The 24300-nt window shown below is 36.0% G+C and carries 23 protein-coding genes; 10 read left to right on the top strand and 13 right to left on the bottom strand.

Annotation, left to right across the window (positions count from 1 at the left end; all coding sequences use genetic code 11):
* Window positions 1-5 precede the first annotated feature (5 nt).
* The 3 genes from WH267_RS02635 to WH267_RS02625 form a co-directional block, all read right to left on the bottom strand.
* Window positions 6-2771 (bottom strand): hypothetical protein, encoded by a 2766-nt coding sequence (locus tag WH267_RS02635; protein WP_340005420.1) that lies wholly within the window; start codon window positions 2769-2771, stop codon window positions 6-8.
* A 64-nt stretch (window positions 2772-2835) separates the two neighbouring features.
* On the bottom strand, window positions 2836-5304 hold the full coding sequence (locus tag WH267_RS02630) for a vWA domain-containing protein (protein ID WP_340005418.1): 2469 nt from the start codon (window positions 5302-5304) through the stop codon (window positions 2836-2838).
* Window positions 5305-5316: 12 nt separating this feature from the next.
* Entirely contained in the window at window positions 5317-5835 is a 519-nt protein-coding gene (locus WH267_RS02625; RefSeq protein WP_340005416.1) for an RNA polymerase sigma factor, read from the bottom strand.
* Window positions 5836-6032: 197 nt separating this feature from the next.
* Between WH267_RS02625 and WH267_RS02620 the strand changes: the two genes are divergently transcribed.
* Window positions 6033-7235: a C1 family peptidase gene (locus WH267_RS02620; protein WP_115970623.1), complete on the top strand. Its 1203-nt coding sequence runs from the start codon at window positions 6033-6035 to the stop codon at window positions 7233-7235.
* 106 nt (window positions 7236-7341) lie between these two features.
* Here WH267_RS02620 and WH267_RS02615 read toward each other — a convergent pair whose 3' ends face one another.
* Window positions 7342-7791, bottom strand: a complete 450-nt coding sequence (locus WH267_RS02615; RefSeq protein WP_340005411.1) for a hypothetical protein — start codon at window positions 7789-7791, stop codon at window positions 7342-7344.
* Window positions 7792-7795: 4 nt separating this feature from the next.
* Window positions 7796-8275 (bottom strand): hypothetical protein, encoded by a 480-nt coding sequence (locus WH267_RS02610; RefSeq protein ID WP_340005409.1) that lies wholly within the window; start codon window positions 8273-8275, stop codon window positions 7796-7798.
* 38 nt (window positions 8276-8313) lie between these two features.
* On the opposite strand from WH267_RS02610, the gene WH267_RS02605 reads away from it, so the two are divergent.
* Together WH267_RS02605 and WH267_RS02600 are read left to right on the top strand one after the other, a co-directional pair.
* The gene (locus WH267_RS02605; RefSeq protein ID WP_340005407.1) at window positions 8314-8589 is read left to right on the top strand and encodes a bacteriocin-like protein; all 276 of its coding nucleotides are present in this window, start codon (window positions 8314-8316) and stop codon (window positions 8587-8589) included.
* 57 nt (window positions 8590-8646) lie between these two features.
* On the top strand, window positions 8647-8802 hold the full coding sequence (locus WH267_RS02600; protein ID WP_165852200.1) for a bacteriocin-like protein: 156 nt from the start codon (window positions 8647-8649) through the stop codon (window positions 8800-8802).
* Between the two features lie 198 nt (window positions 8803-9000).
* Here the strand turns inward: WH267_RS02600 and WH267_RS02595 are convergent, their stop codons facing one another.
* Window positions 9001-10062, bottom strand: a complete 1062-nt coding sequence (locus tag WH267_RS02595; RefSeq protein ID WP_340005404.1) for an NADH:flavin oxidoreductase — start codon at window positions 10060-10062, stop codon at window positions 9001-9003.
* Between the two features lie 122 nt (window positions 10063-10184).
* On the opposite strand from WH267_RS02595, the gene WH267_RS02590 reads away from it, so the two are divergent.
* Window positions 10185-10577, top strand: a complete 393-nt coding sequence (locus tag WH267_RS02590; protein ID WP_115970618.1) for a winged helix-turn-helix transcriptional regulator — start codon at window positions 10185-10187, stop codon at window positions 10575-10577.
* Between the two features lie 37 nt (window positions 10578-10614).
* Here WH267_RS02590 and WH267_RS02585 read toward each other — a convergent pair whose 3' ends face one another.
* Window positions 10615-10902 (bottom strand): hypothetical protein, encoded by a 288-nt coding sequence (locus tag WH267_RS02585; protein WP_115970617.1) that lies wholly within the window; start codon window positions 10900-10902, stop codon window positions 10615-10617.
* A 104-nt stretch (window positions 10903-11006) separates the two neighbouring features.
* Between WH267_RS02585 and WH267_RS02580 the strand changes: the two genes are divergently transcribed.
* Window positions 11007-11423, top strand: a complete 417-nt coding sequence (locus tag WH267_RS02580; RefSeq protein ID WP_340005398.1) for a carboxymuconolactone decarboxylase family protein — start codon at window positions 11007-11009, stop codon at window positions 11421-11423.
* A 116-nt stretch (window positions 11424-11539) separates the two neighbouring features.
* Here WH267_RS02580 and WH267_RS02575 read toward each other — a convergent pair whose 3' ends face one another.
* Window positions 11540-13972: an alpha-ketoacid dehydrogenase subunit alpha/beta gene (locus WH267_RS02575; RefSeq protein ID WP_340005396.1), complete on the bottom strand. Its 2433-nt coding sequence runs from the start codon at window positions 13970-13972 to the stop codon at window positions 11540-11542.
* A gap of 136 nt (window positions 13973-14108) precedes the next feature.
* Here WH267_RS02575 and WH267_RS02570 point away from each other — a divergent pair, with 136 nt between their 5' ends.
* Complete coding sequence (locus tag WH267_RS02570; RefSeq protein WP_340005394.1) at window positions 14109-14402, top strand: hypothetical protein; 294 nt, start codon at window positions 14109-14111, stop codon at window positions 14400-14402.
* Window position 14403: 1 nt separating this feature from the next.
* Here WH267_RS02570 and WH267_RS02565 read toward each other — a convergent pair whose 3' ends face one another.
* The 5 genes from WH267_RS02565 to queA form a co-directional block, all read right to left on the bottom strand.
* Window positions 14404-15381 (bottom strand): polyprenyl synthetase family protein, encoded by a 978-nt coding sequence (locus tag WH267_RS02565; protein WP_340005392.1) that lies wholly within the window; start codon window positions 15379-15381, stop codon window positions 14404-14406.
* Between the two features lie 73 nt (window positions 15382-15454).
* Window positions 15455-16333 carry a hypothetical protein gene (locus WH267_RS02560; protein WP_123319085.1) on the bottom strand — a complete coding sequence of 293 codons (879 nt, stop codon included), beginning with the start codon at window positions 16331-16333 and terminating at the stop codon, window positions 15455-15457.
* A gap of 291 nt (window positions 16334-16624) precedes the next feature.
* Window positions 16625-17572 (bottom strand): sterol desaturase family protein, encoded by a 948-nt coding sequence (locus WH267_RS02555; RefSeq protein WP_340005387.1) that lies wholly within the window; start codon window positions 17570-17572, stop codon window positions 16625-16627.
* Between the two features lie 75 nt (window positions 17573-17647).
* Complete coding sequence (gene rlmN / locus WH267_RS02550) at window positions 17648-18682, bottom strand: 23S rRNA (adenine(2503)-C(2))-methyltransferase RlmN (RefSeq protein ID WP_340005385.1); 1035 nt, start codon at window positions 18680-18682, stop codon at window positions 17648-17650.
* A gap of 70 nt (window positions 18683-18752) precedes the next feature.
* Window positions 18753-19802, bottom strand: coding sequence for a tRNA preQ1(34) S-adenosylmethionine ribosyltransferase-isomerase QueA (gene queA, locus WH267_RS02545; RefSeq protein ID WP_115970608.1), 1050 nt, complete (start codon window positions 19800-19802; stop codon window positions 18753-18755).
* A 176-nt stretch (window positions 19803-19978) separates the two neighbouring features.
* Between queA and WH267_RS02540 the strand changes: the two genes are divergently transcribed.
* The 4 genes from WH267_RS02540 to WH267_RS02525 are packed head-to-tail and all read left to right on the top strand — an operon-like array spanning window position 19979 to window position 24128.
* Window positions 19979-20692, top strand: a complete 714-nt coding sequence (locus tag WH267_RS02540) for a hypothetical protein (protein ID WP_340005380.1) — start codon at window positions 19979-19981, stop codon at window positions 20690-20692.
* Between the two features lie 29 nt (window positions 20693-20721).
* Window positions 20722-21414: an AIM24 family protein gene (locus WH267_RS02535; protein ID WP_340005378.1), complete on the top strand. Its 693-nt coding sequence runs from the start codon at window positions 20722-20724 to the stop codon at window positions 21412-21414.
* Between the two features lie 55 nt (window positions 21415-21469).
* Complete coding sequence (locus WH267_RS02530; RefSeq protein WP_340005376.1) at window positions 21470-23005, top strand: M61 family metallopeptidase; 1536 nt, start codon at window positions 21470-21472, stop codon at window positions 23003-23005.
* A 49-nt stretch (window positions 23006-23054) separates the two neighbouring features.
* The gene (locus WH267_RS02525; RefSeq protein ID WP_340005374.1) at window positions 23055-24128 is read left to right on the top strand and encodes a serine hydrolase domain-containing protein; all 1074 of its coding nucleotides are present in this window, start codon (window positions 23055-23057) and stop codon (window positions 24126-24128) included.
* The last annotated feature ends 172 nt before the right edge of the window (window positions 24129-24300 follow it).

Below are 24300 nucleotides of genomic sequence, written 5' to 3'. Positions count from 1 at the left end.
GGGGGTTAAAATTTGAATGAAACAATACAGCCAAATGTTTTAAAAGACGGAAGATTAAAGAAATCCAGCCCTCTTCCATTATTGGTATCATAGAAATTCTGATTGGGATCTACTCCTTTATTAGCCTGCCAAAGCATTATATTATTTACATAGAAGGTAAGTTTCACAGACCGCTGACTATCATTCAGTGGGAAATAGGTAGATAGTGAAATATTATTGATCCTTATATGATCTGCTTTCTGAACATAATTCTCTGCCACGCCGAGATATCCATATCTCGACCATCTGTTTTCCTGGACATTTTGAGAAGGATTATAAAAATCAACAGGAGTCTGATTGCTGTTCCCATTAGCTAATACTCCTTGAAAAACATAATTTTTAATATTCCGTTCTTCTCCTGAGTCATAGGAACGTCCATAATAATCCAAAACAGCCTGAGTTCCATTCCAGATCTGGCCGCCTTTTTTCCATTCCCAATTGATATCCAGAGTCCATCTCTTATAGGTTAAGTTATGATTGAATTTCATAACAAAATCCGGAGTTGGATCCGCAATGATCTTCATACCATCAGCTTTTTCAGGAAAACCTGAATCATCAATAATCAACTGTCCATCGGCATTCCTTTCAAAATAACTTCCTATTACTGCTCCTAGAACTTGCCCTTCCGTCAAAGTTTTATAAACATCCTGAAATCCAGCGACAGCACTGTTGTTATAACCTGGTATCACACGATCCACAATATCTTTATATTTGAAAAATGAAATTTTATTGGTGGTAAAAAAATTATAGGCCAGGTAGAGTCTTTCGTAGGCAAAATTAACTTCATACCCGCTATAGGTATGATCTGCCATATTTTTTAGCTTTAGCTGGTTGTTCTCAAATACCGGAAAAATATCATTTTCGCTTTTTCTGTTAAAATATTCCCCTTCAAGACTAATGTTATATCCATAATTTATCTTCCCACCTATTTTCCATTCTTTTGTATTGATATTGGATAAACCTTTGAAGTCTTCAACTTCATGTACGGGAAAATATCTATAATAATTTTCTGCCTTCAGTAAAGTAGTAGCATAGGAAGCATAAGATCTGGTAATTTCAGGTTCTGAACTCAGATGGCTGTAGCTTCCTGAAACTTTAAAATCATAATTATCCCAGTCAAAGATATCTCTAAACCGAAGATACCCCGTAGCTTTTGGAAGCCAATAGCTGTTTTTAGCGGATGTATTGGAGATATAAAATGAATTTCCAAGGTTAAAATCACCCTCAAAATCACCAGACTGGATTTCCATATTATAATTAAAAATATAATCCTGAGAGGTTCTTTGATAGGTATACTTTTTATCTACCAGGCTATTGTAAACATCAGATTTTATATCATTCAGAATAAAATTAAGACTAAAAACATTCTTAAATCTATACTCCCCCAATTGATACTTCCCCTGAATATTAGAATGGTACAACCTGTTATTTTGTTCTCTTTCATTCGTTATCCCGTCTTTGAAACCATAAGTAGATGGCAGATATTGATCCTGGTTCCAAAGGAAATTATTCTCGTAAGACTGAACGATATTGAGTTTAAAATCTCCAAATGCTTTATCTGCACTAAAACCCAATTGTCTCTGACGGCTCTGGTAACGGTACTTTTCATCCTGTACAAAAAGGAATTCAGGATTATCAGCATACTGGCTGTAGCTTCGTTGACTTCCATTATTCAAAAAGGTCTGCTGGGCATTCGAAAATGAAATGGGAGTCAATAGGGAATTTTGATAGGCTCTATTGAAAAGTCCAATTCTATTGGTATTGGTGGCTTTGTCTTCTTCATAATTAAATGAAAACTTCACCAGATATCCACCCAGATCTGTAGTCAGCTTTGCTTTGATAGCATTGTTAAGATTAAACTGATTGATAAAGTACAATTGATTTTTCTGCTGTTTCAGATCCAGTGAGAGACGAAACCGGTCTTTATATCCCTGTCTTATCACCGTATTGATGTTAAGCTGATTATTGTAGCCAAACATAGTTTTAAACAGACTGTTATTATAAGCTTTTGCCTGCTTAAATCCTCCTGCTGACGGAACCAGTCTGCCATTCTCATCATACTGATAAGGCTGACCATCAAAAGCCAATGTAGAAATATCCGGTCCGAAACTGAACATTTCATTGGTTTCAGGACCGTTCCATATCAGATTTCCTCCATTTGATCTTCCCTGTACGTATTTGCTTTGAGTAGCAGGAAGGGCGTTATGGCTTTTCACATCCAAAGAAGTACTAAAGTTACCATTCAACAGCAATGTCCAAGTGCTTTGATCCTTCAGAATATAAGTACTATCTTTTTTCTGTTTCAGCTTTCTTACCCTGCTAAAATATCTGTCAGAAATAATCTTTAGATTGGTTTGTACATTATCTATGCTGAAATTATTTTTCCCAGAAATTAAACTGTCATAAGCCTTACTGTAAATCTCCTGAACATATTTTTTCTCTACCTGCTCCTCCAGAATTTTTTTCAGTTCTTTGAGTTCAAAAGATCTAACTACAGTCCTGTTTTTCCCCTGATTCCACACTAAGGTATCATAAGGTTTAGCTGCAATGACAGCTGTTCCTTCGGCATCTGTCAGTTCGTAGATACCATTATTTTTATTGTATACTTTTAAGAAATTCTGTGGTTTATCTTTATGATTTAAAAATTTTCCTGAATAATATAGGCTTGAATCCTGTGCCTTCAGTACCGTAACAGTAAACGGCAACAGCAGCAGTAAATAGTTTTTTCTCATCTTCATGGTAATAGGTACTAAAATAAAGAAAAAGAAATTTCCGGGGAAATTTCTTTTTTACAAATTATTTTTGAATTGCTTTATAACTCTCTATCAATCTTATAAACTCTGACCGATAGCCTTCTTCATCTTTATTTTTACCCTGTTTGGCCAGATTTTCAATATCAGAAAGATCTTTTTTCGTGATCAGCCCGGAGTTTCTCACCACCAAACCAAACCAGGCCACTGAAGAGGCAAATTTAAAATCCGGACTGGCAGAAGATATTCTGTCATCAACGTTTTTAACAATCTGACTGATTTCACGGCTGGTATCTCCATCCGGTCTTTTATATCTGAATTTTATAGTAGCCAGCTCATCTCCAAATTCTTTTGAAGATCTACTCTTGGTGTACTTCAGATCATTTTCTTTGGGAATAAAGTCTGATTTTACATCTGCAGGAATTATCTCGTACAAAGCTGTAACGGTATGTCCGCTTCCCAATTCTCCAGCATCTATCTTATCGTTGACAAAGTCCTCATTTTTCAGTTTTCTATTCTCATAACCAATAAGGCGGTATGATTTTACATATTCCGGGTTAAATTCAATCTGGATTTTCACATCTTTGGCTATGGCATACATACTTCCTGCAAATTCTTTCCCCAGAAACTTATTGGCTTCCTGCATATTATCAATATAGGCGTAATTTCCATTTCCTTTATCTGCAAGTGTTTCCAGGGTATTGTCTTTATAATTTCCCATTCCGAAACCTAAACAGGTCAGGAAAACACCGGATTTTCTTTTATCTTCAATCAATGTTTTAAGATCAGAGGTGGAAGATATTCCTACGTTGAAATCACCATCTGTTGCAATAATAACACGGTTGTTGCCCTCTTTTACAAAATTTTCCTGTGCCAATTTATAAGCCAGTTCAATTCCTGCTCCTCCTGCTGTACTTCCTCCTGCCTGAAGATGATCCAGTGCTTCAATAATTTTATCCTTTTCGAATGCAGATGTAGGAGGTAAAACCATTCCTGCACTACCCGCATACACTACGATTCCTACTTTATCTACAGGCCTCAGCTGATTCAGCAGAACCTTGAAGGAAGACTTCAATAATGGCAATTTATTTTCAGCATCCATTGAACCCGAAACATCAATAAGAAAAACGAGGTTTGAAGCAGGTAACTGATCCATCGGAAGATTTTTTCCCTGAAGTCCTATTCTAAGCAACTTGTGCTTCGGATTCCATGGGGAGTCATTGTATTCGGTATTTATTGAAAAAGGTTCCCCATTTTTAGGTTGTGGATAGTCATATTTAAAATAGTTGACCATTTCTTCGATTCTTACTGCATTTTTATCAACCACCTGTCCATTATTAACCATCCTTCTCACATTGGAATACGAGGCATTATCAACATCAATTGAAAAAGTAGATAAGGGTTGGCTGTGGGTCAGTTCAAAAGGATTTTCAACAAAGGCATCATAACTTTCATCATAATGAGTAACTGGTGAAATCTGTTTTTGTTTATCAATTTCTTTCTGAAGTTTCTTCAATTTTCTTTTTTCCTTTCCTGAAAGACTTTTGGTAGTCACCACAATCACTCCATTGGCAGCCTTATTTCCATACATTGCTACAGCTGAATTCCCTTTTAAAACATTCATGCTTTCAATTTTGTTTGGATCTAAACTTTTGAACACTTCCTCTTCCGCCACTACTCCATTAATAACATACAATGCTTTATTCTCTGCTGTAACAGATGATATTCCTCTGATCATGATCTTATTCTCATTAAGATACCCCACACTATTGTTATTCATTATATTGTCCCCCTGGTTTCTTACCGATCCACTTCCGGAAGCAGTGATTTGCAACCCTTGGACAGTTCCCTGCAATGAAGAATAAACCATAGACTGTGGTAAACCATTTAAAGTTGTAGTTGTAATTGTATTTGAAGAAGACACCGATTTTTCAATCCTTTTAATCCCTAATGCTGTGACAACAATTTCCTCAATTTCCTTAGTGGACTCACTAGTATCTTTCTTTTTAATAAAATTAATATCCGTTTGATGACCTGCTTTTCTACTACTAAATATAGCATCGTTTTTGTCCTTCTCCGATTGATATTCAGAAATTACCGGTTGATGTACCTGATCAGAAGACTTAGCTGGTTCAGGTGTTGCATTGGCAGCCAGTTTTTCTATTGGTTTAACAGTATTTTTCTCTTTTTTTATATTATTTGTTATTGTACTGTCTATTTTTGCAATATCCGTTTTGCTTACCGGACCTCTTAAATTTGTATCCTCTGCGATTACAGGTTTAAAGGAGTCCACGGATTCTTTTTTATTCATGAAGTAAAAAGCCCCCATGCCAATCACCAGACTTGCAGCGATACCATAAGGCAGCCAAAGAGGAATCATTCTCTTTTTTTCTTTTTTCAGATCCAGTTTTTCTTCAACTTTTGTCCATACTTTTTCAAAACCAGGAAAAACCGTTGGTTCTTCTGAAAGCCTGGAAGCTTCATTGAATTGTTGATCTATATGATTATTTTCCATTGTTGTAAAAGTTTAAATGTTTTGATTCACCAAAAGTTCCTGAAGTTTTTTTCTTGCAAAATTGAGCTGGGATTTTGAGGTTCCTTCACTGATAGAAAGCATGGAAGCTATTTCTTTATGCGGATATCCTTCAATCGCAAAAAGATTAAAAATAGCTCTGCAACCTTCAGGAAGAAAGCTCAGCAGGTTCAGAATGTCTTTTTCGAAGGAAATATGTTCCTCAGATCCTCTTGAAGGTTCCACCAGGGTTTCTTCCAGGGAAATAAACAGAGCTTTATCAGTTCTTAATTTCTGAAGGCATTCATTCACCGCAATTTTTTTAGCCCATGCTTCAAAGGTATCGGGGTTCTGGAGTTGGCTTATCTTCGTAAAAATCTTATAGAAGGTATCAGCCAATACTTCTTCTATATCTTCATCGTTTTTCAAATAGCGTCTGCAAACAGAGTACAGCCTGCCCGCCATTTTCTCGTAAATCTGCCGCTGTGCATTGCGGCTGTTACGCTGGCATTCCAATAATAATTCTCGTTCCATAGTCAGGAGTTATATTAGTATAGATGCAGGAACTTTAGCTGGGGTTGGAAACATGATCAACTTTTTTGGAGGTAAAAAGGTAAATTATCTTATTTACGTTCTATTTCTGTATTATTTTTAATTTCAAATTTAACTTTTCCCTTTGTAACAAATCTCTATTATTAACGACTATTAATGTAAATAATCTTTTTATAGTAATGAAAAAAGCCAAAATTGCATCATTACTTTTTGTTTTGTCTGCAGGAAGTATGATGTTTGCCCAAGATGACTTAATCAATAAGTTAAAAAACAACCACTCACAAAATGCTAATTTTCAGTTTACAACGTTAAAAGACGTTGGAGCTACTTCTGTAAAGAACCAGGGTTCGTCAGGAACCTGCTGGAGCTACTCAGGAAACTCTTTCCTTGAATCTGAAATGCAGAGAATGGGCAAAAAACCTGTAGATCTTGCTGAAATTTTTACAGCCAGAAACTCTTATCATGATAAAGCGAAGTTATATGTTTTGAATAACGGTGCGATCAGCTGGGGTGACGGTGGAGAACTTCACGATGTAATCAATATGTACAAAAAGTACGGAGCTGTTCCACAGGATGTTTATTCAGGATTAAAAGCTGGACAGACTACCAACAATTTCAAGGAAATGCAGGGAAAGTTAAAGCCGGTTCTTGACAGCCTTGTTCAGGCTTCTTCTAAAGGAAAGCTTACGGACAACTGGATGGATTCTGTAGATACTATTCTTGATGAATATTTAGGAAAAGTACCTGCGAACTTCACGTATGAAGGGAAGAACTACACCCCTAAAACTTTTGCTTCAGAAGTAGTGGGAATCAATGCTGAGGATTATGTAGAATTATCTTCTTACAAAGATTATCCTTACTACCAGAAATTTGTAGTTCCGATTCCTGATAACTGGAGCCACGATTCTGACTGGAATGTTCCGATGAAAGATCTTACAACAATCATCGATAATGCTGTAACAAAAGGATATTCTGTAGGTTGGGCTACTGATGTTTCCGAGCCTTATTTCTCTTATAAAAATGGAGTGGCTTATGTTCCGGACATGGACTTAGGTCAGATTACTGCAGAGAACAAACAGACTTTGTTTACAGAGCCTAAAAAGGATAAGGCCATCACTGAGGATATGCGTCAGAAAGCACTTAACAATCTTTCTACAACGGATGACCACGGTATGCATATCGTAGGATTGGCAAAAGACCAGACCGGTAAGGAATATTATATGGTGAAGAACTCTTGGGGAGTAACGAATGACTTCGCAGGATATCTTTATGTAACAAGACCTTATGTTGAATATAAATCGACTGCTATTTTGGTTCACAAAAAAGCGATTCCAAAGAATATCTTAAAGCAGTTGAAACCTACTAAAAACATTGGTTTATAAGAAATCACTTCTGTCATTTTGATATGACGGTTTTAGATATTTAAATCTGTTAAAAAACGCGCTCCCATCATGATGGGAGCGCGTTTATCTTTTATCTATCTAAGGATTATTTTTCAGTTATATGACGATAATAATCTACCAATGAATATATTTTAGGTTGAGAACCTGCTTTATAATCAATGACCAGCCATTTATCTTCAGATTTATTTTTATCAAATACATAATTTTCTTTGGGAAAACCGATGATTCTATAACCTGTATAAATGGTTGCAGGCGCAGCTTCAAATATTTCTGCTGAATAATAATTAGCATCATCAGCAATGGTATAGAAATTATCTTCCCCCTGTCTTTTTTTAATTTCGTCTATCTCCTCTTCATCAGGTCCCAGCAGTAATATCGTCGATTTTGTAATAACAGTATCTGCCTTTGTTTTCTGATGCTGATCCGACGTTTGCTCAGCAGGTTTACTTTCTCCTTTTGTACATGAGTATATACTCATTAGCACTGCAAAAGAGAATATTCCTACCCATTTAACGGCTTTCATTTTTAATATCATAATTTCAATTTTTTTTTATCTTTACTTCTCTTGCCTGATCAGGGTTCATAAAATCATACAGGACAATCTTTTTGCCTTCTCTTTTCAATCTGAAAAAATGATCTTCACAGACATTTTCATCTCCGGCATATCTCAGTTCTGCTTCATCTTTATTACCTTTGATGCTATAAGTTCCTATACAAAGAAGAGTATTTCCATCAACGGTAACTTCATTTTTAGATATGGAAATTTCAAAGCAAGTCACTGACTTGAATTCATCAGATCTTTCATCCGGCTTACAATAGCTGTATACTCCTTCCCATTCAGCATAGAGATTGAAAGGAATTACTTTCTGTTCTGTTACTTCTTTGCGAAGTGAATCCGGGGCTGCTTTTTCCTGTTCCAGAATATGGCTATCCGCAACTTTGGATTCGGATTTTATTGTTTCCTGTTTGCAGGAAAGAAACAGAAACGCTGTTGTGGGTAATAAATATTTATATGACACAGTGCTTTTTTAAAGTCCTTATTGTAAGGATAAATAGATTGGCAAAGAAAAGAAAAAATGAAACAACAAATATGAATTTATATTTATTTCACAACTTAAAGAAAAACCTTGCGGTATTCATAAAAAATATTACATTTGTAACCATCAACAAATTATTACCTATGAAAAATTTAAGAAAATTAGCAAAAGTAGAGTTAAAAAAAATTAATGGTGGAAATGCTCCGAACTGTCCTCCGGATACCACTCCTTGTTTATATTTTTCTGACGGACGTGCCCGCTGGAGATGTATTTTAGTGACTGAGGAATGTGATTAATTCATTCTGTATTTCTCACAAAACAAATCAGTTCAATACTAATCAACACATTACACTATGAAAAATTTAAAAAAATTAGCAAAATCAGAATTAAAGAAAATCAATGGAGGAAATGCTCCTGTCTGCGAGCCTGGAGCAAGACCTTGCCGTTATAAGGCAGAAAATGGACATCCGGCCTACTGGAGCTGTGTAGGAGATGAATATGCATGTTGATTTTATGAAATATAATAAAACCGGCTTTCAGAAGATTCTGAAAGCCGGTTTCTTTAATAAATAGGTGAAATTAAATATAAAATAAAGTGAATTATGATGATTAATATGAATAGTGAATCATTAATTTTGCTTCGCAAGTGAATAAAATATGCTGTTAAAAAATTGACAGCGAAACATATTAACTATTCTCCATTCCCATTAAAATAATACGCTCATACTTTCTGCTGTAAAGTCCAGAATTTCTTCTGTATTTCCGTCTTTGATCTTCTTTACCCACTGGTAATCCTGTAAGATAGCACGCCCTACTGCCACAAGATCAAATTCTTCATTGTCTAACCTTCTTATCAGTTCTGTAAGATCAGTTTTTTCCGTTCCCTGTCCTGCAAATGCATTCAGGAAATCTCCGTTTAGGCCAACAGAACCTACGGTAATCGTTGGTTGCCCTGTAATCTTTTTTGCCCAGCCTGCAAAATTCAAATCTGATCCATCAAATTCCGGTTCCCAGAAACGGCGTTGTGAGCAATGGAAAATATCTACTCCGGCTTCTTTTAGCGGTAATAGCCAGTCTTCCATTTCGTTGGGAGTAAGGGCTAATTTGGTTTTATAATCCTGCTGCTTCCATTGAGATAGGCGAAGTATTATTGTAAAATCCTCTCCCACTGCCAATCTTATGGCTTTCACCACTTCAACGGCAAATCTGCTTCTTTCCTTTAAGGTCTTACCACCATACTCGTCTGTTCTTGTATTGGTTACTTCCCAGAAAAACTGATCGATAAGATAGCCATGTGCTCCATGAATTTCAAGACAGTCGAAGCCAAGATCTTTCGCTGATTTTGCAGAAGCAGCAAACTGTGCAATAGTATCCTGAATATTTTCAATGGTCATTGTAGATACTTTTTCCATTGGCAATAGCGGATAATCTTCAGACATTCTGGTATCTCCTACATGCCAGATCTGAGGTCCCATTTTACCGCCATTCTGATGTACGGTATCGATTACGTTTTTCCAGCCGTTCAAAGCTTCACTTCCATAAAAATCCGGAATATTCTGCACGTTTTTCGATGCAGGTCTGTTGATAACAGTTCCTTCTGAAAGAATCAGTCCTACTTCTGAAGCGGCTCTTCTTCCATAATAATCAGCTATTTTTTGCGTAGGAACTCCATTGTCAGATTGTGCTCTGGTCATTGGAGCCATTACGATTCTATTTTTAAGCTGTAAATTTTTGTATTGAAACGGTTTAAATAATGATGATGTACTCATATTTAAAATCTTGTTTTATAATTGTTACACAAAGTAACTAATAATAGTTCGTTTTTGTATCTTTCATTAAAAAAATAATGGTAACTTCGCAGTAACTTACATTAGTAACATTAAAGTAACGTATGAAAAAGAATGAATTAATGCAGTACAGCTGTCCTTTAGGTAAAGCAATGGCTGCTTTGGGAAGCAAATGGAAACCAATTATTGTATTGGTAATTAAAGACCGAAAGTTACGTTTTGGAGAGCTTGCCGTACGTATTAATGTGATCTCGAGAAAAGTATTGACAGACCAGCTTCGTGAAATGGAAACTGATGGTTTGGTCATTCGGGAAGAATTTAAAGAACTCCCTCCAAGAGTGGAATATTCTCTTACTGAAAAGGGGCTAGCACTGTTGCCTATTTTATATCTTCTGGAAGAATGGGAAGCGAAATATCAGGTGAAAGGACAGCATGAAGACAAAGACTGTGCTTTTTTGAATGAAGATATAAAAAATAAAAAGGCTGTCAATGTTTAATATCTTTTTGTTTTAAAATAACTCTGAAAGTCATCTATTAATTTTTAGGCTTACTTTTTATAAATAAAGACAAGATAAAAAATGTAATCAAAAACATAATAAACTGAATAAATAAAACAGGAAATATGTTCGGGTCAGCATATCTGTACGCAAAACTCAAAATTGATACAGGTAATGTTATTAATAAAGCATATAAAGTCCATTCACCATATAAAAGATCACTTCTATAGGCTGAGCAAACCCCTATGGTTCCTATACCAACATATAGTATAGAAATAACCAGGGCTATTTTTCTTGTTTTTAAAAATGATATAATTCCTTCCATTGTTGTTTTGTGAAGATGCTTTCAAAAAGGTTAGTATAGCACGAAAAAGTAAGTATATAGTTTCTCAACTATTTCTGATGCAAATTTGCAGAAAATATTTCATTATGAATTACAAAGAAATAGCAAAAGAAACCATTGGTTACCTGTATAAAGCCCACTCCAGCATCCGAAAGTCTGGTATTGATGAAAAACTGATTGCACTGGCAGAATTACGTGTATCTCAAATCAATGGCTGCGCTTACTGCTGCAGTTATCATGCCAAAGAACTTCTTAATTTTGGCTTTGAACAGGATATCATTAACCGATTACCAGGCTGGAGACATACCAAAGTTTTTGATGTAAAGCAGAAGCTTGTTTTGAGCTGGGCAGAAGCCGTAACTTATAACAATAATGACTGGCAAGAAGCCAGGGAAAAAATATTTCAGCATTTTACAGAAAGAGAAATTATTGAACTGACATCGAGTATTACTTTAATGAATACTTTGAATAAGCTGCGCATTACTTTGGCTGAAGAGGATTAAACTGAAAAACAAATTAACAAGAGGTATCAATTATTAATTCAAGGTCAGATTTACAGCATCAAAACAAAAAACCGCTTTCAGATAATGAAAGCGGTTTAATTTATCTTTAATCCTAATTAGAATATCGCAGGATATTTCTGAGGATTGGTTTCATTAAACATAGCGTAGATCTTTTCTACCATATCGTCTGTAGACGGCTTACTGAAATAATCACCATCACTTGCATATGCTGGTCTGTGATCATTTGCAGAGATCGTCAACGGATCTGAATCCAGGTATCTGAAAGCTTTCTGCTTTTCTAAGATCTGCTGTAGGATAAATCCTGTAGTTCCACCTTCAACATCTTCATCGATTACTACTAACCTGTTAGTTTTCTTAACACTTTCAGCAATCTCGTGAGATAAATCGAAAGGAATTAACGACTGGATATCGATCACTTCTGCAGAGATTCCTAATTTTTCTAACTCGTTAGCTGCTTCTGTTACAATTCTCCATGTAGAACCGTAAGTTACCAGAGTAACGTCTTTACCTTCTTTCGTTACTTCAATTTTACCTACAGGAACAGTGAATTCCCCTAAGTTATCTGGTTGCTTTTCTTTTAATCTGTATCCGTTCAGGCATTCTACAATAATCGCAGGTTCGTCCGCCTGAAGCATTGTATTGTAGAATCCGGCAGCTTTAGTAAGGTTTCTTGGTACCAATACTAAAATACCTTTTGAAAGGTTAAGAATTCCCGCCATCGGAGAACCTGAATGCCAGATTCCTTCCAATCTGTGACCTCTAGTTCTGATGATTAGTGGAGCCTTCTGACCACCTTTGGTTCTGTAATGCACTGTTGCCAGATCATCACTCATTCCCTGTAAACAGTAAAGAACATAGTCTAAGTACTGAATTTCAGCAATTGGTCTTAAACCTCTCATTGCCATACCAATTCCCTGTCCAAGAATGGTAGCTTCACGAATTCCTGTATCAGCAATACGTAATGCTCCGTATTTCTCCTGCATCCCTTCCAATCCCTGATTTACGTCACCAATGTTTCCGGTATCTTCACCAAAGATTAGGGTTTCTGGATATTTTTCAAAGATTTTATCAAAATTATTTCTGATCACTACTCTTCCATCAACGTCTTCAGAACTGTCTGAGTAAACAGGCTTAATTTCCTGGATGTTTTCAGCTTTCCATTCAGACTGAGAATATAAGTGAGATGAATAATTGTCTTTTTCAATTTCAGAAACTTCATTGTACTTCTGCATCAATTGATTTCTTTCTGCAGAATTAGTACCTCTTGTAGCCAGTAAAGTTTTTCTTGCTAAATGGAATACATCTTTCTTAGCTTTTGAAACCAATTTATTGAAGTGAGTAAGTGCTGCTTCTACTTCAATATTCTGACCTTTAATATTTTCTACCAAAGGAACAACAGACTGAATTAATTCTTTGATGGCAGTCTGGTAGCTATCCCAAGCTGTTTTTTGCCCTGCTTTAGCTGTTTTTTTAGCATCTTCATCAATTGCTTCCAATTCTTCAGCAGTTGCAATTACTTCTTCTTTTCCATCAATTTCGATAGAATAGTTCAGAATCCACTCTTTGAATTTCACCAATCCGTCAAACTCAGCTTCCCAGGCTAAACGCTCTTCGTTTTTATATCTTTCGTGAGATCCTGATGTAGAGTGCCCTTGAGGCTGGGTAACATCTACCACATGTACTACTACAGGAACACTTTCTGTTCTCGCAAAATGCTCTGCTTTAGCATAAGCATCCAATAATGCTGCATAATCCCAAGCTTTCACCTGAATGATTTCACAACCTTGATTTTCTGCTTCTTTTCTTTGGAAACCGCTTAGCATTTCACTGATATCAGCTTTTGCTCTCTGGTTTTTGGTAGGAACTGAAATTCCATATCCGTCATCCCAGATTGATACGATCATAGGAACCTGAAGTGCACATGCAGCATTCAGTGTTTCCCAGAAGTGACCTTCAGCGGTAGAAGCATCACCAATTGTTCCGAAAGCAATCTCATTTCCTTCTCTTGAAAACTTCTCAGAACCGTCAAATTTTACATTTTTATATATAGTAGAAGCTTGAGCCAATCCTAATAGTCTTGGCATTTGTCCTGCTGTAGGTGAAATATCCGAAGAAATATTCTTCTGTGCTGTTAAATCTTTCCAGCTTCCGTCTTCATTTAAACTTCTTGTTGCAAAGTGTCCGTTCATCTGTCTTCCTGCTGAAGCCGGCTCTCTTTCTACGCTTGTATCCGCATACATCTGCGCAAAGAAACTTTCTGCCGTTAAAGCATTTATTGCCAATGCAAAAGTCTGATCTCTATAATACCCTGAACGGAAGTCTCCATTTCTGAAAACCTTCGCCATTGCAAGCTGAGGAAGTTCCTTACCATCCCCAAAAATTCCGAATTTAGCTTTTCCGGTAAGTACTTCTCTCCTTCCGAGATAAGACATTTCACGAGAAATCCTCCCTAACCTGTAGTCTTCAAGTATCTGATTTTTAAAATCTTGAAAGGATATTTGCTGTGTTTCAATATAGGTTGTTTGCATAGCTAAGTAAAAAAGTTTTTGTTCTTCAAGTATTTCGCTAATATACACTTTTTAAATTAATTTTAATTTTTAATAATCTTTTTTAAAAATTTGATAATAAAAAAAATTGTGCTTTATTTTGAAAAAAATTGTAAAGATGGAAAAAAAATCACCCCATATTCTGAATGCATCGAGCAATCTTCTAGGGTTTTCATTGATTATTATTACCTCTCTGAAAATCGCTAAGATCAGTCACAATACATATTTAGACGAATTTGCAGGCTTTGCCTGTATTCTTTTCGCCTGTAGCTGCTTCTTTTCCTTTCTGGCCATCAGAACGGGAAATAAAAAGAGGGAATACACGTTTGAGAGTATTGCGGATTATTTATTTTTAATCGCTTTATTTTGTATAGTTCTAGCTGTTATTATTGTAACCCTGAAAATTATTTAATTTAAAATTTTCGCTCAATTACATAATCCAGCATAATGTGTAAAGACGTTCTTGCTTCTGAGTCTGGAAATTCATTAAGAATATCTTTGGCTTTTTGCAGGAAGTCTTTCATCACAGTGATCGAGTATTCCAATCCACCGGAATTTTTAACGAACTCAATAAGTTCTTTTACTCTCTTGGGATTGTTATTATAGCGCTTGATGGTATCGAAATAGTATTTTCTGTCCTTTTCATTTGCTATTTTCAGGGTATGAATTAAAGGCAGGGTCATTTTCTGTTCTTTAATATCAATTCCTACCGGCTTACCGATTACATTGGAGCTTAAATAATCAAAAAGGTCATCTTTGATCTGGAAAGCCATTCCTGTAAAAGTACCGAAGTCCTGCATTTTCTTGGCCAGCACTTCATCCGTACTGTTAGACAATACTCCAATCTCACAGCAGGCAGCTATTAAAGTGGCTGTTTTCTGACGGATAATTTCGTAATAAACATCTTCTGTAATATCCAGTTTTCTGGCTTTCTCCAATTGAAGAAGCTCCCCCTCAGACATTTCTCGGATTGTTCTAGAAATCACTCCCAATAGATCATAATCTTTATGGTCTGTAGATAATAATACTGATTTTGACAGCAGATAATCCCCTACCAAAACAGCAATTTTATTCTTCCATAACGCATTAATAGAAAAGAAATTACGACGTTTAAAACTTTCATCCACCACATCATCATGTACCAAAGTAGCCGTATGAATCAGCTCAATCATGGAGGCTCCACGATAAGTTTTTTCGGTAACATTTCCTACCAGCTTGGCACAAAGAAAGACAAACATAGGACGCATCTGCTTTCCTTTGGTAGTAACAATAAAACGGGTTACTTTATCCAATAAAGCCACTTTACTCTGCATTGATTCATAAAACTTCTGTTCAAAAAGCTTCATTTCATCATTGATCGGTCGTTTAATTTCTTCTACTGTATTTGCCAAAATCTGCGAATGCTGGGTGAATAATCATTAATTCTCACAAAGATAATTTTTTTCGCTCAATTTTAAGCGAAAATTAATCTCTGAGTTGGTCTTTTGGGATAAAATAAAGAGAAGGCTTGGTCTTTCCCAATGGAGATTTAAATTTTTCTCCTGAAATAGAAATCCCTGTTTCGTCTACTGCGATCCCTTCAATCTGCCCTACAGATAAAGCACTTCCTAAATAATAGTGTTTCGGGCTTTCTTTAAAAAATATTCCCGGTTCAGTTTCTGTAAAAACATCCAAAAACACTTCTGTTTTCTTACTGTACCCTACCAAATAAAGCTTTTTATCAAAGTAGGCAGCATCGGTTACCATAAAATTGGTTTTATAGCTTTCTGCCTTTACAGCATCCTGTTTTTCATTTTTTTCAGGATCAATAACATAATGGACTGTTGATTTTGACACCCATTCTTTGGTAAAGACATGAAGCTTTCCATGAGCATACACCATCGCTTCTGCATCAAAATCTGTCTTAAAATAGCTCGATATATAATCAGTCTGCTCAGGATAATGGAATTTAATTTCCTTTACCTGATTATTTTGCAGACTATCTCCCTGAAAAGGAACTTTATAAATGGTAAGATGCCTTCTGCTCCCGTCATTGTTCCCGAAATCACCAATATAAAAATGATCACCATCATTTGTAAGCGCTTCCCAATCCGTATTTCTGGCATTTACCTTTAAGGTTTTCACCACTTCTCCTGAGGTTTTATTGATTTCAAACAATTCCGGAGCATTTCCGCTGTCATTAAAAGTGTACAGCTTTCCATTAAAAAAATTCAGTCCGGAAGTCTCCTGGATCTTATTATCCAAATAATTGATTCTATACTTTTTAATTTTCAGGAAATCTGTCTGTTGAGAAAATGCTGTTTGAAAGGCAAGAAAAGCCAATAGCAGAAGTGTTCTTTTCATAAGGACAAAAATAGGATTTTTAGTTTAAATGACGGACTGCTGAATGGAGAGTTTGAGTATGAAAGAATAAATAAAAAAGAGATGAGACGTGAAAATAGAAGTCAAAGCGGTTTTATAAATTAGCTTTATACACCATTTCTTTGAATTTCCACCGTCTCTCCAGAGAATGGGAATGATAGAGGTTATTTGTTATTAATTAAGTGATTATTTATCTGAACCTCTACTCTGCTACTTAACGAAAAAAGAAAAACGAACCCAAAAGCCCGTCTTTCTATAGATTTCTATTGATAATTAAGCAGATTTCTGCTGCTCCTGATTCTTTGCCTGCTCTTTTTGTGTCTGCTTGGCAAAGTATTCTTTCTGATATTGTCTTACTGTTTTTCCGGTTCCGTCATGTCTCCATCCCGGTGAGTTGAAAATATAATTGATCCTGTCGGTAAATTTTAATCCTGGCTGCTTAAGGTCTTTCCAAATTTTTCTCCATTCATAGAAGAGTACTGTATCAGGCCTGTTATCAGGCATTTTTGGATAGATTCCATATTTTACAGGAATATTCGGGTCCTCTTTCTGGAAGGTTCCAAATATTTTATCCCAGATAATGAGACACATTCCCATGTTTTTATCCAGATACTTGATATTACAGGCATGGTGTACACGGTGGTGAGAAGGGGTTACCAGAATATATTCTAAGAATCCCATACTTTTTACCGTCTGTGTGTGCACCCATGTTCCATATACCTGACCAATAGCATAAGCTACCATAATATGCCACGGATTGAACCCTAAGAATGCGAGTGGTGAAAAATATAAATATCTGTAAAGCGGTTGTAAAACCGGGCTTCTGAAACCGGTTGTAAGGTTGAAAAATTCTGAACTATGGTGTGTAATGTGAACTGCCCAGAATGCTCTGGAACGGTGATCCACATAATGCAGGACATAGTAAGCAAAATCTGTGATTATAAAGCAGGCCAGTAAATACCAGATGCTAAGATCCCATGAAAGAAGTTTGTGGTTGTAAAAGAAAAACATTACCCCCATCGCAAACGCCTTCATAATCAGGTCAAGACCAAAGTTCATCAAAGCAAGATAAACATTTGTAGCAAGGTCTTTTCCACTGTATAACTTCGCCTCTGAAACGTGGCTGTAAATCATCTCAGCTAAAATAACAGTGGCGTGCAAAGGAATTGACCACGCATATACATTTTCTAGCCCATTCTCGCTCATAAAATACTCCATCATCACAAAATAATTTTATGCAAAGGTAGGATTTTAGACGATGATTTAAGAAAGTTTTAAGATTTTTTCAGGAAAATTTTAATCAGCATTTTTATTGGCTAATTGCCCACAGGCAGCATCAATATCCCCTCCACGGCTTCTTCTTACCATTACAGTTATGCCAGCATTTTCAACCTGACGGATATAATTTTCTTCAGCCTGCTTGTTACATTGGTCATATTTTCCGTCCCCGATTGGGTTGTATTGAATAAGGTTTACTTTTGAAGGAACCTGCTTACAGTATTTGATTAAAGCTTTGATATCCTCGTCACCGTCATTAATTCCTTTCCATACACAGTATTCGAAAGTGATTACTGAACCCGTTTTCTGATACCAGTACTGAAGTGCCTCCATAATATCCGTTAACGGGAATTTATCAGAGAAAGGCATAATTTCATTACGCTTTGCTTCAATCGCTGAGTGAAGAGAAAGTGCTAATTTCACACGCAATTCATCATCAGCAAGCATTTTGATCATCTTTGGAATTCCTGACGTAGAAACAGTGATTCTTCTTGGAGACATTCCTAATCCTTCCGGCTGGGTAATCTTTCTGATGGCTTCCACTACGTTTTTGTAGTTCATCATTGGTTCTCCCATTCCCATGAATACGATATTGGAAAGCGGTCTGTCAAAATACATTCTGCTTTGGCTGTCAATAAGGGCAACCTGGTCTACAATTTCCGCCACTTCAAGGTTTCTCATCCTTTTCAGTTTTGCAGTAGCACAGAATTCGCAGTTTAATGAGCAGCCTACCTGTGAAGAGACACAGGCTGTTGTTCTTGTTTCTGTTGGAATAAGAACAGATTCTACCAATAATCCATCATGAAGTTTCACTCCGTTTTTGATAGTTCCGTCGGTACTTTTCTGAAGAAGATCTACGGAAACAGGATTAATGGTATATTCTTCTGAAATTTTTTCACGAAGAGATTTCGAAAGATTCGTCATTTCATCAATCGAATGGAGGTTTTTACTCCATAGCCAGTCATAGACCTGTTTCGCACGAAACGGCTTCTCCCCTAAAGATACAAAGTATTCTTTAAGCTGGTCTAGTGATAATATACGGATATCTTTCATTGTAAGGTTGTAGATTTTAGGCTTCAGGTCGCAGGTAACTCCTACCTGCAACCTATTACCTAATATCTTTTTATAGAATTAACATTGCGTCACCGTAAGAATAGAACTTGTACTTTTCTTTTACAGCTTCTTCATAAGCCTGCATGATGAAATCTCTTCCAGCAAATGCAGCAATCATCATAATCAATGTAGACTTCGGTGTGTGGAAGTTCGTGATCATTGAATTAGCCACTCCGAAATCGTGAGGTGGATAAATGAATTTATTCGTCCAGCCGTTGAAAGCGGAGATTTTTTTGTTTGAAGAAACAGAAGTTTCCAATGCTCTCATGGTAGTAGTTCCTACTGCACAAACTCTTCTGTGAGATTCTACTGCCTTGTTGATGATATCAGCATTTTTTTCATCAATAATGATCTCTTCTGATTCCATTTTGTGCTTAGAAAGATCTTCTACCTCAATTGGGTTAAAAGTTCCCAATCCTACGTGAAGTGTAACTTCAGCAAAATCGATTCCTTTAATCTCTAATCTTTTCATTAAATGCTTAGAGAAGTGAAGACCTGCTGTAGGGGCAGCTACTGCTCCTTCTATTTTAGCATAAATCGTCTGATATCTTTCTGCATCTTCCGGTTCTACTGCTCTTTTGATATATTTTGGAAGTGGAGTTTCTCCTAATTCCTTCAATTTCGTTCTGAATTCATCGTAAGAACCATCGAATAAGAATCTTAATGTTCTTCCTCTTGATGTAGTGTTATCAATAACCTCAGCTACCAAAGACTCATCTTCTGTGAAGAATAATTTGTTACCAATTCTGATTTTTCTTGCCGGATCTACCAAAACATCCCAAACTCTTGTTTCCTTATCAAGCTCTCTTAAAAGGAAAACTTCAATTTTAGCACCTGTTTTTTCTTTATTTCCATAAAGACGAGCAGGGAAAACCTTAGTATTGTTAAAGATAAATAAATCTTTCTCATCAAAATAATCCACTACATCTTTGAATAATTTGTGCTCAATAGTTTGTGTTTTTCTATCAAGAACCATTAATCTAGCTTCGTCTCTGTGCTCTGATGGGTGTTCTGCCAATAATTCCGCAGGAAGATCAAAATTAAAATCTGATGTTTTCATTTTTTAAATTACGGTTTAAAAATTATTGAAATTACAAGGTGTAATTTTCGGAGTGCAAATATACGACATTGAATACCCCTTTGTCAAGTATTATTTTCAATCAAATGTAAAACCGTGATTAGATGGGAGTTTTTCTAGTAAAAAAAGTTTATTTTAGTCAAAAATAAAATAGATTAATGGAATCCGTTAACAAAATTCACTTTCTGAACAGTCCTTATCCTAATGGGCACCAACTTACAGCATTTATCTGGAGAGGGAGAATTGATGAAGATGAATCTGTTTGGTTTGATTTTCATTTAAAATCTGAAAATTATTATGCAGAAGAAGAGGAAGAAGAGAATAATGATGACTTCGATGAGAGTGAAAATGAAGATATCTCCAGTTGGGATTCCAAAATAGTATGGGACAATTACCAAACCTGTACACTGTCATCAATCTATTGGGGTGAAGGAGGCGGAATCAGGATTGATAATCCAGGTGAAAAAATAGATCTGGACAAGGTGATTCAAAATGATCTGTATACCAATGATCTTCCCTCTGAAAATGATTTTGATGAAGATGATCTTGCTTTTGGTATTTATCTGCTTGGCCACGACAGCTGTGCCAATCATAGAATAAAGTTTTCAAAAAAGGAGAACCATTTATATGATATTGAATGGACCGGTAAAATTGCTTTAACTTATTCCGGTGATGATGAGTTTTCCCATGAGTTTACAGCATCTATTAAAAATGCAGAATTTGAAGGCTTTCATTATCCTAAAACCTGGTATGTAGAAAAAGCAACCGAAGTATTTCAATCCAAACTTGCTTATTTTGAAGACTATGAGTTTGTAGATCTTAATCCTAAAAGCAATAAGCGAGAATATAAATTAAATAAAATCAACAAATAACATTAGAACAAATCTAAAAACTATCCAATATGAGCAAATATTCAATTGAAGCATTTATCAATGAAACAAAAGAGAATCCACAGAAAAGGGACTATTTTGAACTGGAAACCAAGCACCTTTTAGAAATCAATCTTAACAGTCAGGCGGTATGGACTAAAAAAGGAAGCATGGTGAGCTACGTAGGAAATATTAATTTTGAAAGACAGGGAATGCTGGCTGGCGGTATCGGAAATCTTCTGAAAAAAGCCATCAGTGGAGAAGGAAGCAAACTCATGAAAGCTGAAGGAACCGGAAAATTATACGTTGCAGATTCTGGTAAGAAAGTTCGTATTCTTTACCTGAATAATGAATCGGTTTGTGTGAACGGTAATGATGTTCTGGCTCATGAACAAAGTGTAAAAAGTGATATTACCATGCTGAAAAGTATTGCTGGAATGATGTCCGGAGGTCTTTTCCAGGTAAAACTTTCAGGAACAGGCCATATTGCAATTACCACTCATGGTGATCCTTTAACCCTGCTTGTAACTCCTGACACTCCGGTTTTCACAGATCCGAATGCTACCGTTGCCTGGTCCGGAAACCTGAGCCCGGAACTGAAGACCAACGTTTCATTTAAAAGTCTTATCGGAAGAGGAAGTGGTGAAGAATTCCAGATGAAATTCTCGGGACACGGATGGGTTTTGATTCAGCCTTATGAAGAAGTATATTTTATGGAAAAATAAAAAAACTTAAGCTTGGGCAATTTTTGTAATTTAGTACTAACTAAAACAAAAGCAGATGAATAACCTGATCAAATTAGTTTTTGTACTGTTTATATTTCCAAATACAATTATTGCCCAAGTCTCAAAGAAAACTTATCAATATAACATAGACCTTCTTCACCTGTCCGGTGACGAAGTTAAAGTTTCTTTTACGCCACCCAAAAACAATCTTAAACAAGGAAAATTCATTATTCCCAAGCTAGTTCCCGGGTTTTATCAACCTATGAATTTCGGGCAGTATGTTTCAAATCTTGTTGCCACTGATAAAAACGGAAAAAAAGTTACCATCGAACGTCTGGATCAAAACAGCTGGATGGTACATGACCTTAAGCATGTTAGCTCAATATCATATCAGGTAGCTGATGGCTGGGATTCTTTAGAAAAAGACAGTCATGAGGCCAAATCTGCCGGAAGTATGTTTAATAAAGACAGTGTTTTTGTCATCAACTATAATTCGTTAGTGGGGTATTTTCAAGAAATGCAGGATATTCCTTATCAGATTAAAGTTACAAAAAATAAAGATTTTTATGCTTCTTCTGCCTTAGATTACAAACAGAAGGACCAAAACACAGATGTTGTCTGGGCAAAAGATTACCGTCAATTGGTAGATTCTCCGGTTTTATACTGTATTCCAGATACAACCTCGTTAAAAATCGGACATACTGAGGTTCTCGTATCATTCTACAATAAAAAAGAACGACATTATTCCAAAAAAATAGCACTTGAAATTGAAAGTATTTTAAAGAACCAGCAAGCTTATCTGGGTGGAACTTTACCGGTAAACAAATATGCTTTTTTGATTTATTACGAGGATTCAAATGAAAAGGGATTTATGGGAGACGGGCTGGAGCACTCACAATCAACAGTCTGCCTGTACTATTCCGGAAGTATGGATTATCTCCCCAATGCCTTAAACAGAGTGGCTTCTCACGAGTTTTTCCATATTGTTACCCCTCTTAATATTCACTCGGAGGAAATTCAGCATTATGATTTTCTGAACCCTTCAATGTCTCAGCATCTGTGGCTCTATGAAGGAATGACGGAGTACGCCACCATTCATATGCCCATAAAACAAAAAATGATAAGCCTGGAAGATTTCGAAAAAAGCCTGGAAGAAAAAATACAGGGGATGCAGGAATTTGACAATAAACTATCTTTTACAGAGATCAGTAAAAATGCGATGGAGAGACAGGATCAGTATATGAACTTTTACCAAAAAGGACCATTATTGGGAATGTGCCTGGATATTAGATTAAGAGAACTTTCCGGAGGAAAAACCGGTACCCAGAACCTGATGCTGGAACTGATGAAAAAATATGGATCCGGTAAGTATTTTAATGACCTTGATTTATTTGATGAAATTACAAAATTGACTTTCCCGGAAATACGTACATTTTTCAGTGATTATATTGAAGGTACACAACCCGTTCCGTTGAAAGAATATCTGGCAAAAGTTGGTTTTACTTATGATGAAAATACTGGAAAAATAAGTCTTTTGCCCAATCCTGATTCAAAACAAATAGCTTTAAGGAAAGCCTGGATTGGCCAGTAACTTTGATTAAAATTATCCTTACCTCAATATCCATAATAAAATTGTTACTATGAAAATAAAACTTTCAGGATTGTTTATGATCATGATTCATTTTGTTTATCCGCAAGTACAGAAGGTGGAACAAGTGATTCATTCATGCATAAAAAAAGATAATTTCAACGGTGCCGTCTTAGTTGCTCAAAATGGCAAGACCGAATTACTTACTTATACAGGTTTATCCAACAGGCATTATAATATTCCATTTTCAGATGAAACCCGGTTTCATATTTTCTCTCTCACCAAAACATTTACTGCAGTATTGATTATGCAGCTTTATGAAAAAGGGAAAATTAATCTGGACGCACCTATTTCCACTTATTATCCTGAATATAAAGGCGAAGCTGCAAAAAAAGCAACTATAAGAAATCTTCTTACTTACAGCAGTGGCCGGGAAAACAAGGACATCAGTTCCCCGGAACTCATTCATGAGGCTTATGACAACACCATCTGGAACCTGGATGATTTCATTACCACTTTTCTTTCTGAAAAACTGATAGATGTACCCGGAACAAAGTTCAGTTATAACAATGGTGATTTTATACTATTGGGAAAGATCATTGAGAAAATATATCATCAACCTTTTGAAGAGGTATTAAAAGAACAGATCTTAGTTCCTCTCAAAATGGAGAACACCGGATTTCTTCATCACAATGATATCATTCAAAACATAGATGAAGGATATTCAGCTGATCCTTCTGATCCATTTGCTCTTCACACGCCTACCAATACTTATATTGATAATTTCTACTCTGCCGGAGCTATGTATTCTACTCCTAAAGACCTTCTTATTTTTGATCAGGCCGTATTTAATCATAAGCTGTTTAATAAGGCTACATTGGAGACTATGCTTACACCGGATAAAAAACTTGAAGATACTGCACTTGGTTTTTGGGTTTATCCTAAAAAATTCGGAACGGTTAATACGTTATTTGCAGAACGTCAGGGAGAAGGTTATGGACACAGTGCCAATTGGGTACATCTGGTTGATAAAAACCTTAGTATTATCATATTATCCAATACCAAAGACATCAAATACCTGAATAAAATGAGAGAAAGATTAATTACAGCTTATTATGGGCAATGATTTTTGTGAAATTTGATCTTAATAATGAAGTAAGGCTTGAAGATAATAGATGGATAGATAATAGACTGAGAAATGTAAGCATTTAACTTCTTACACCTACATCCCGAAACCCACACACTCCAAAACTCTCAAACCCTCAAACCCAACAACTCCCACTCCATCGCCGTTTGCA

It is taken from the genome of Chryseobacterium sp. MYb328, assembly GCF_037572595.1.
Lineage (GTDB): Bacteria > Bacteroidota > Bacteroidia > Flavobacteriales > Weeksellaceae > Chryseobacterium > Chryseobacterium pennae.
The sequence above is the reverse complement of the archived record's forward strand: the minus strand, read 5'-3'. Positions and strand labels throughout refer to the sequence as shown.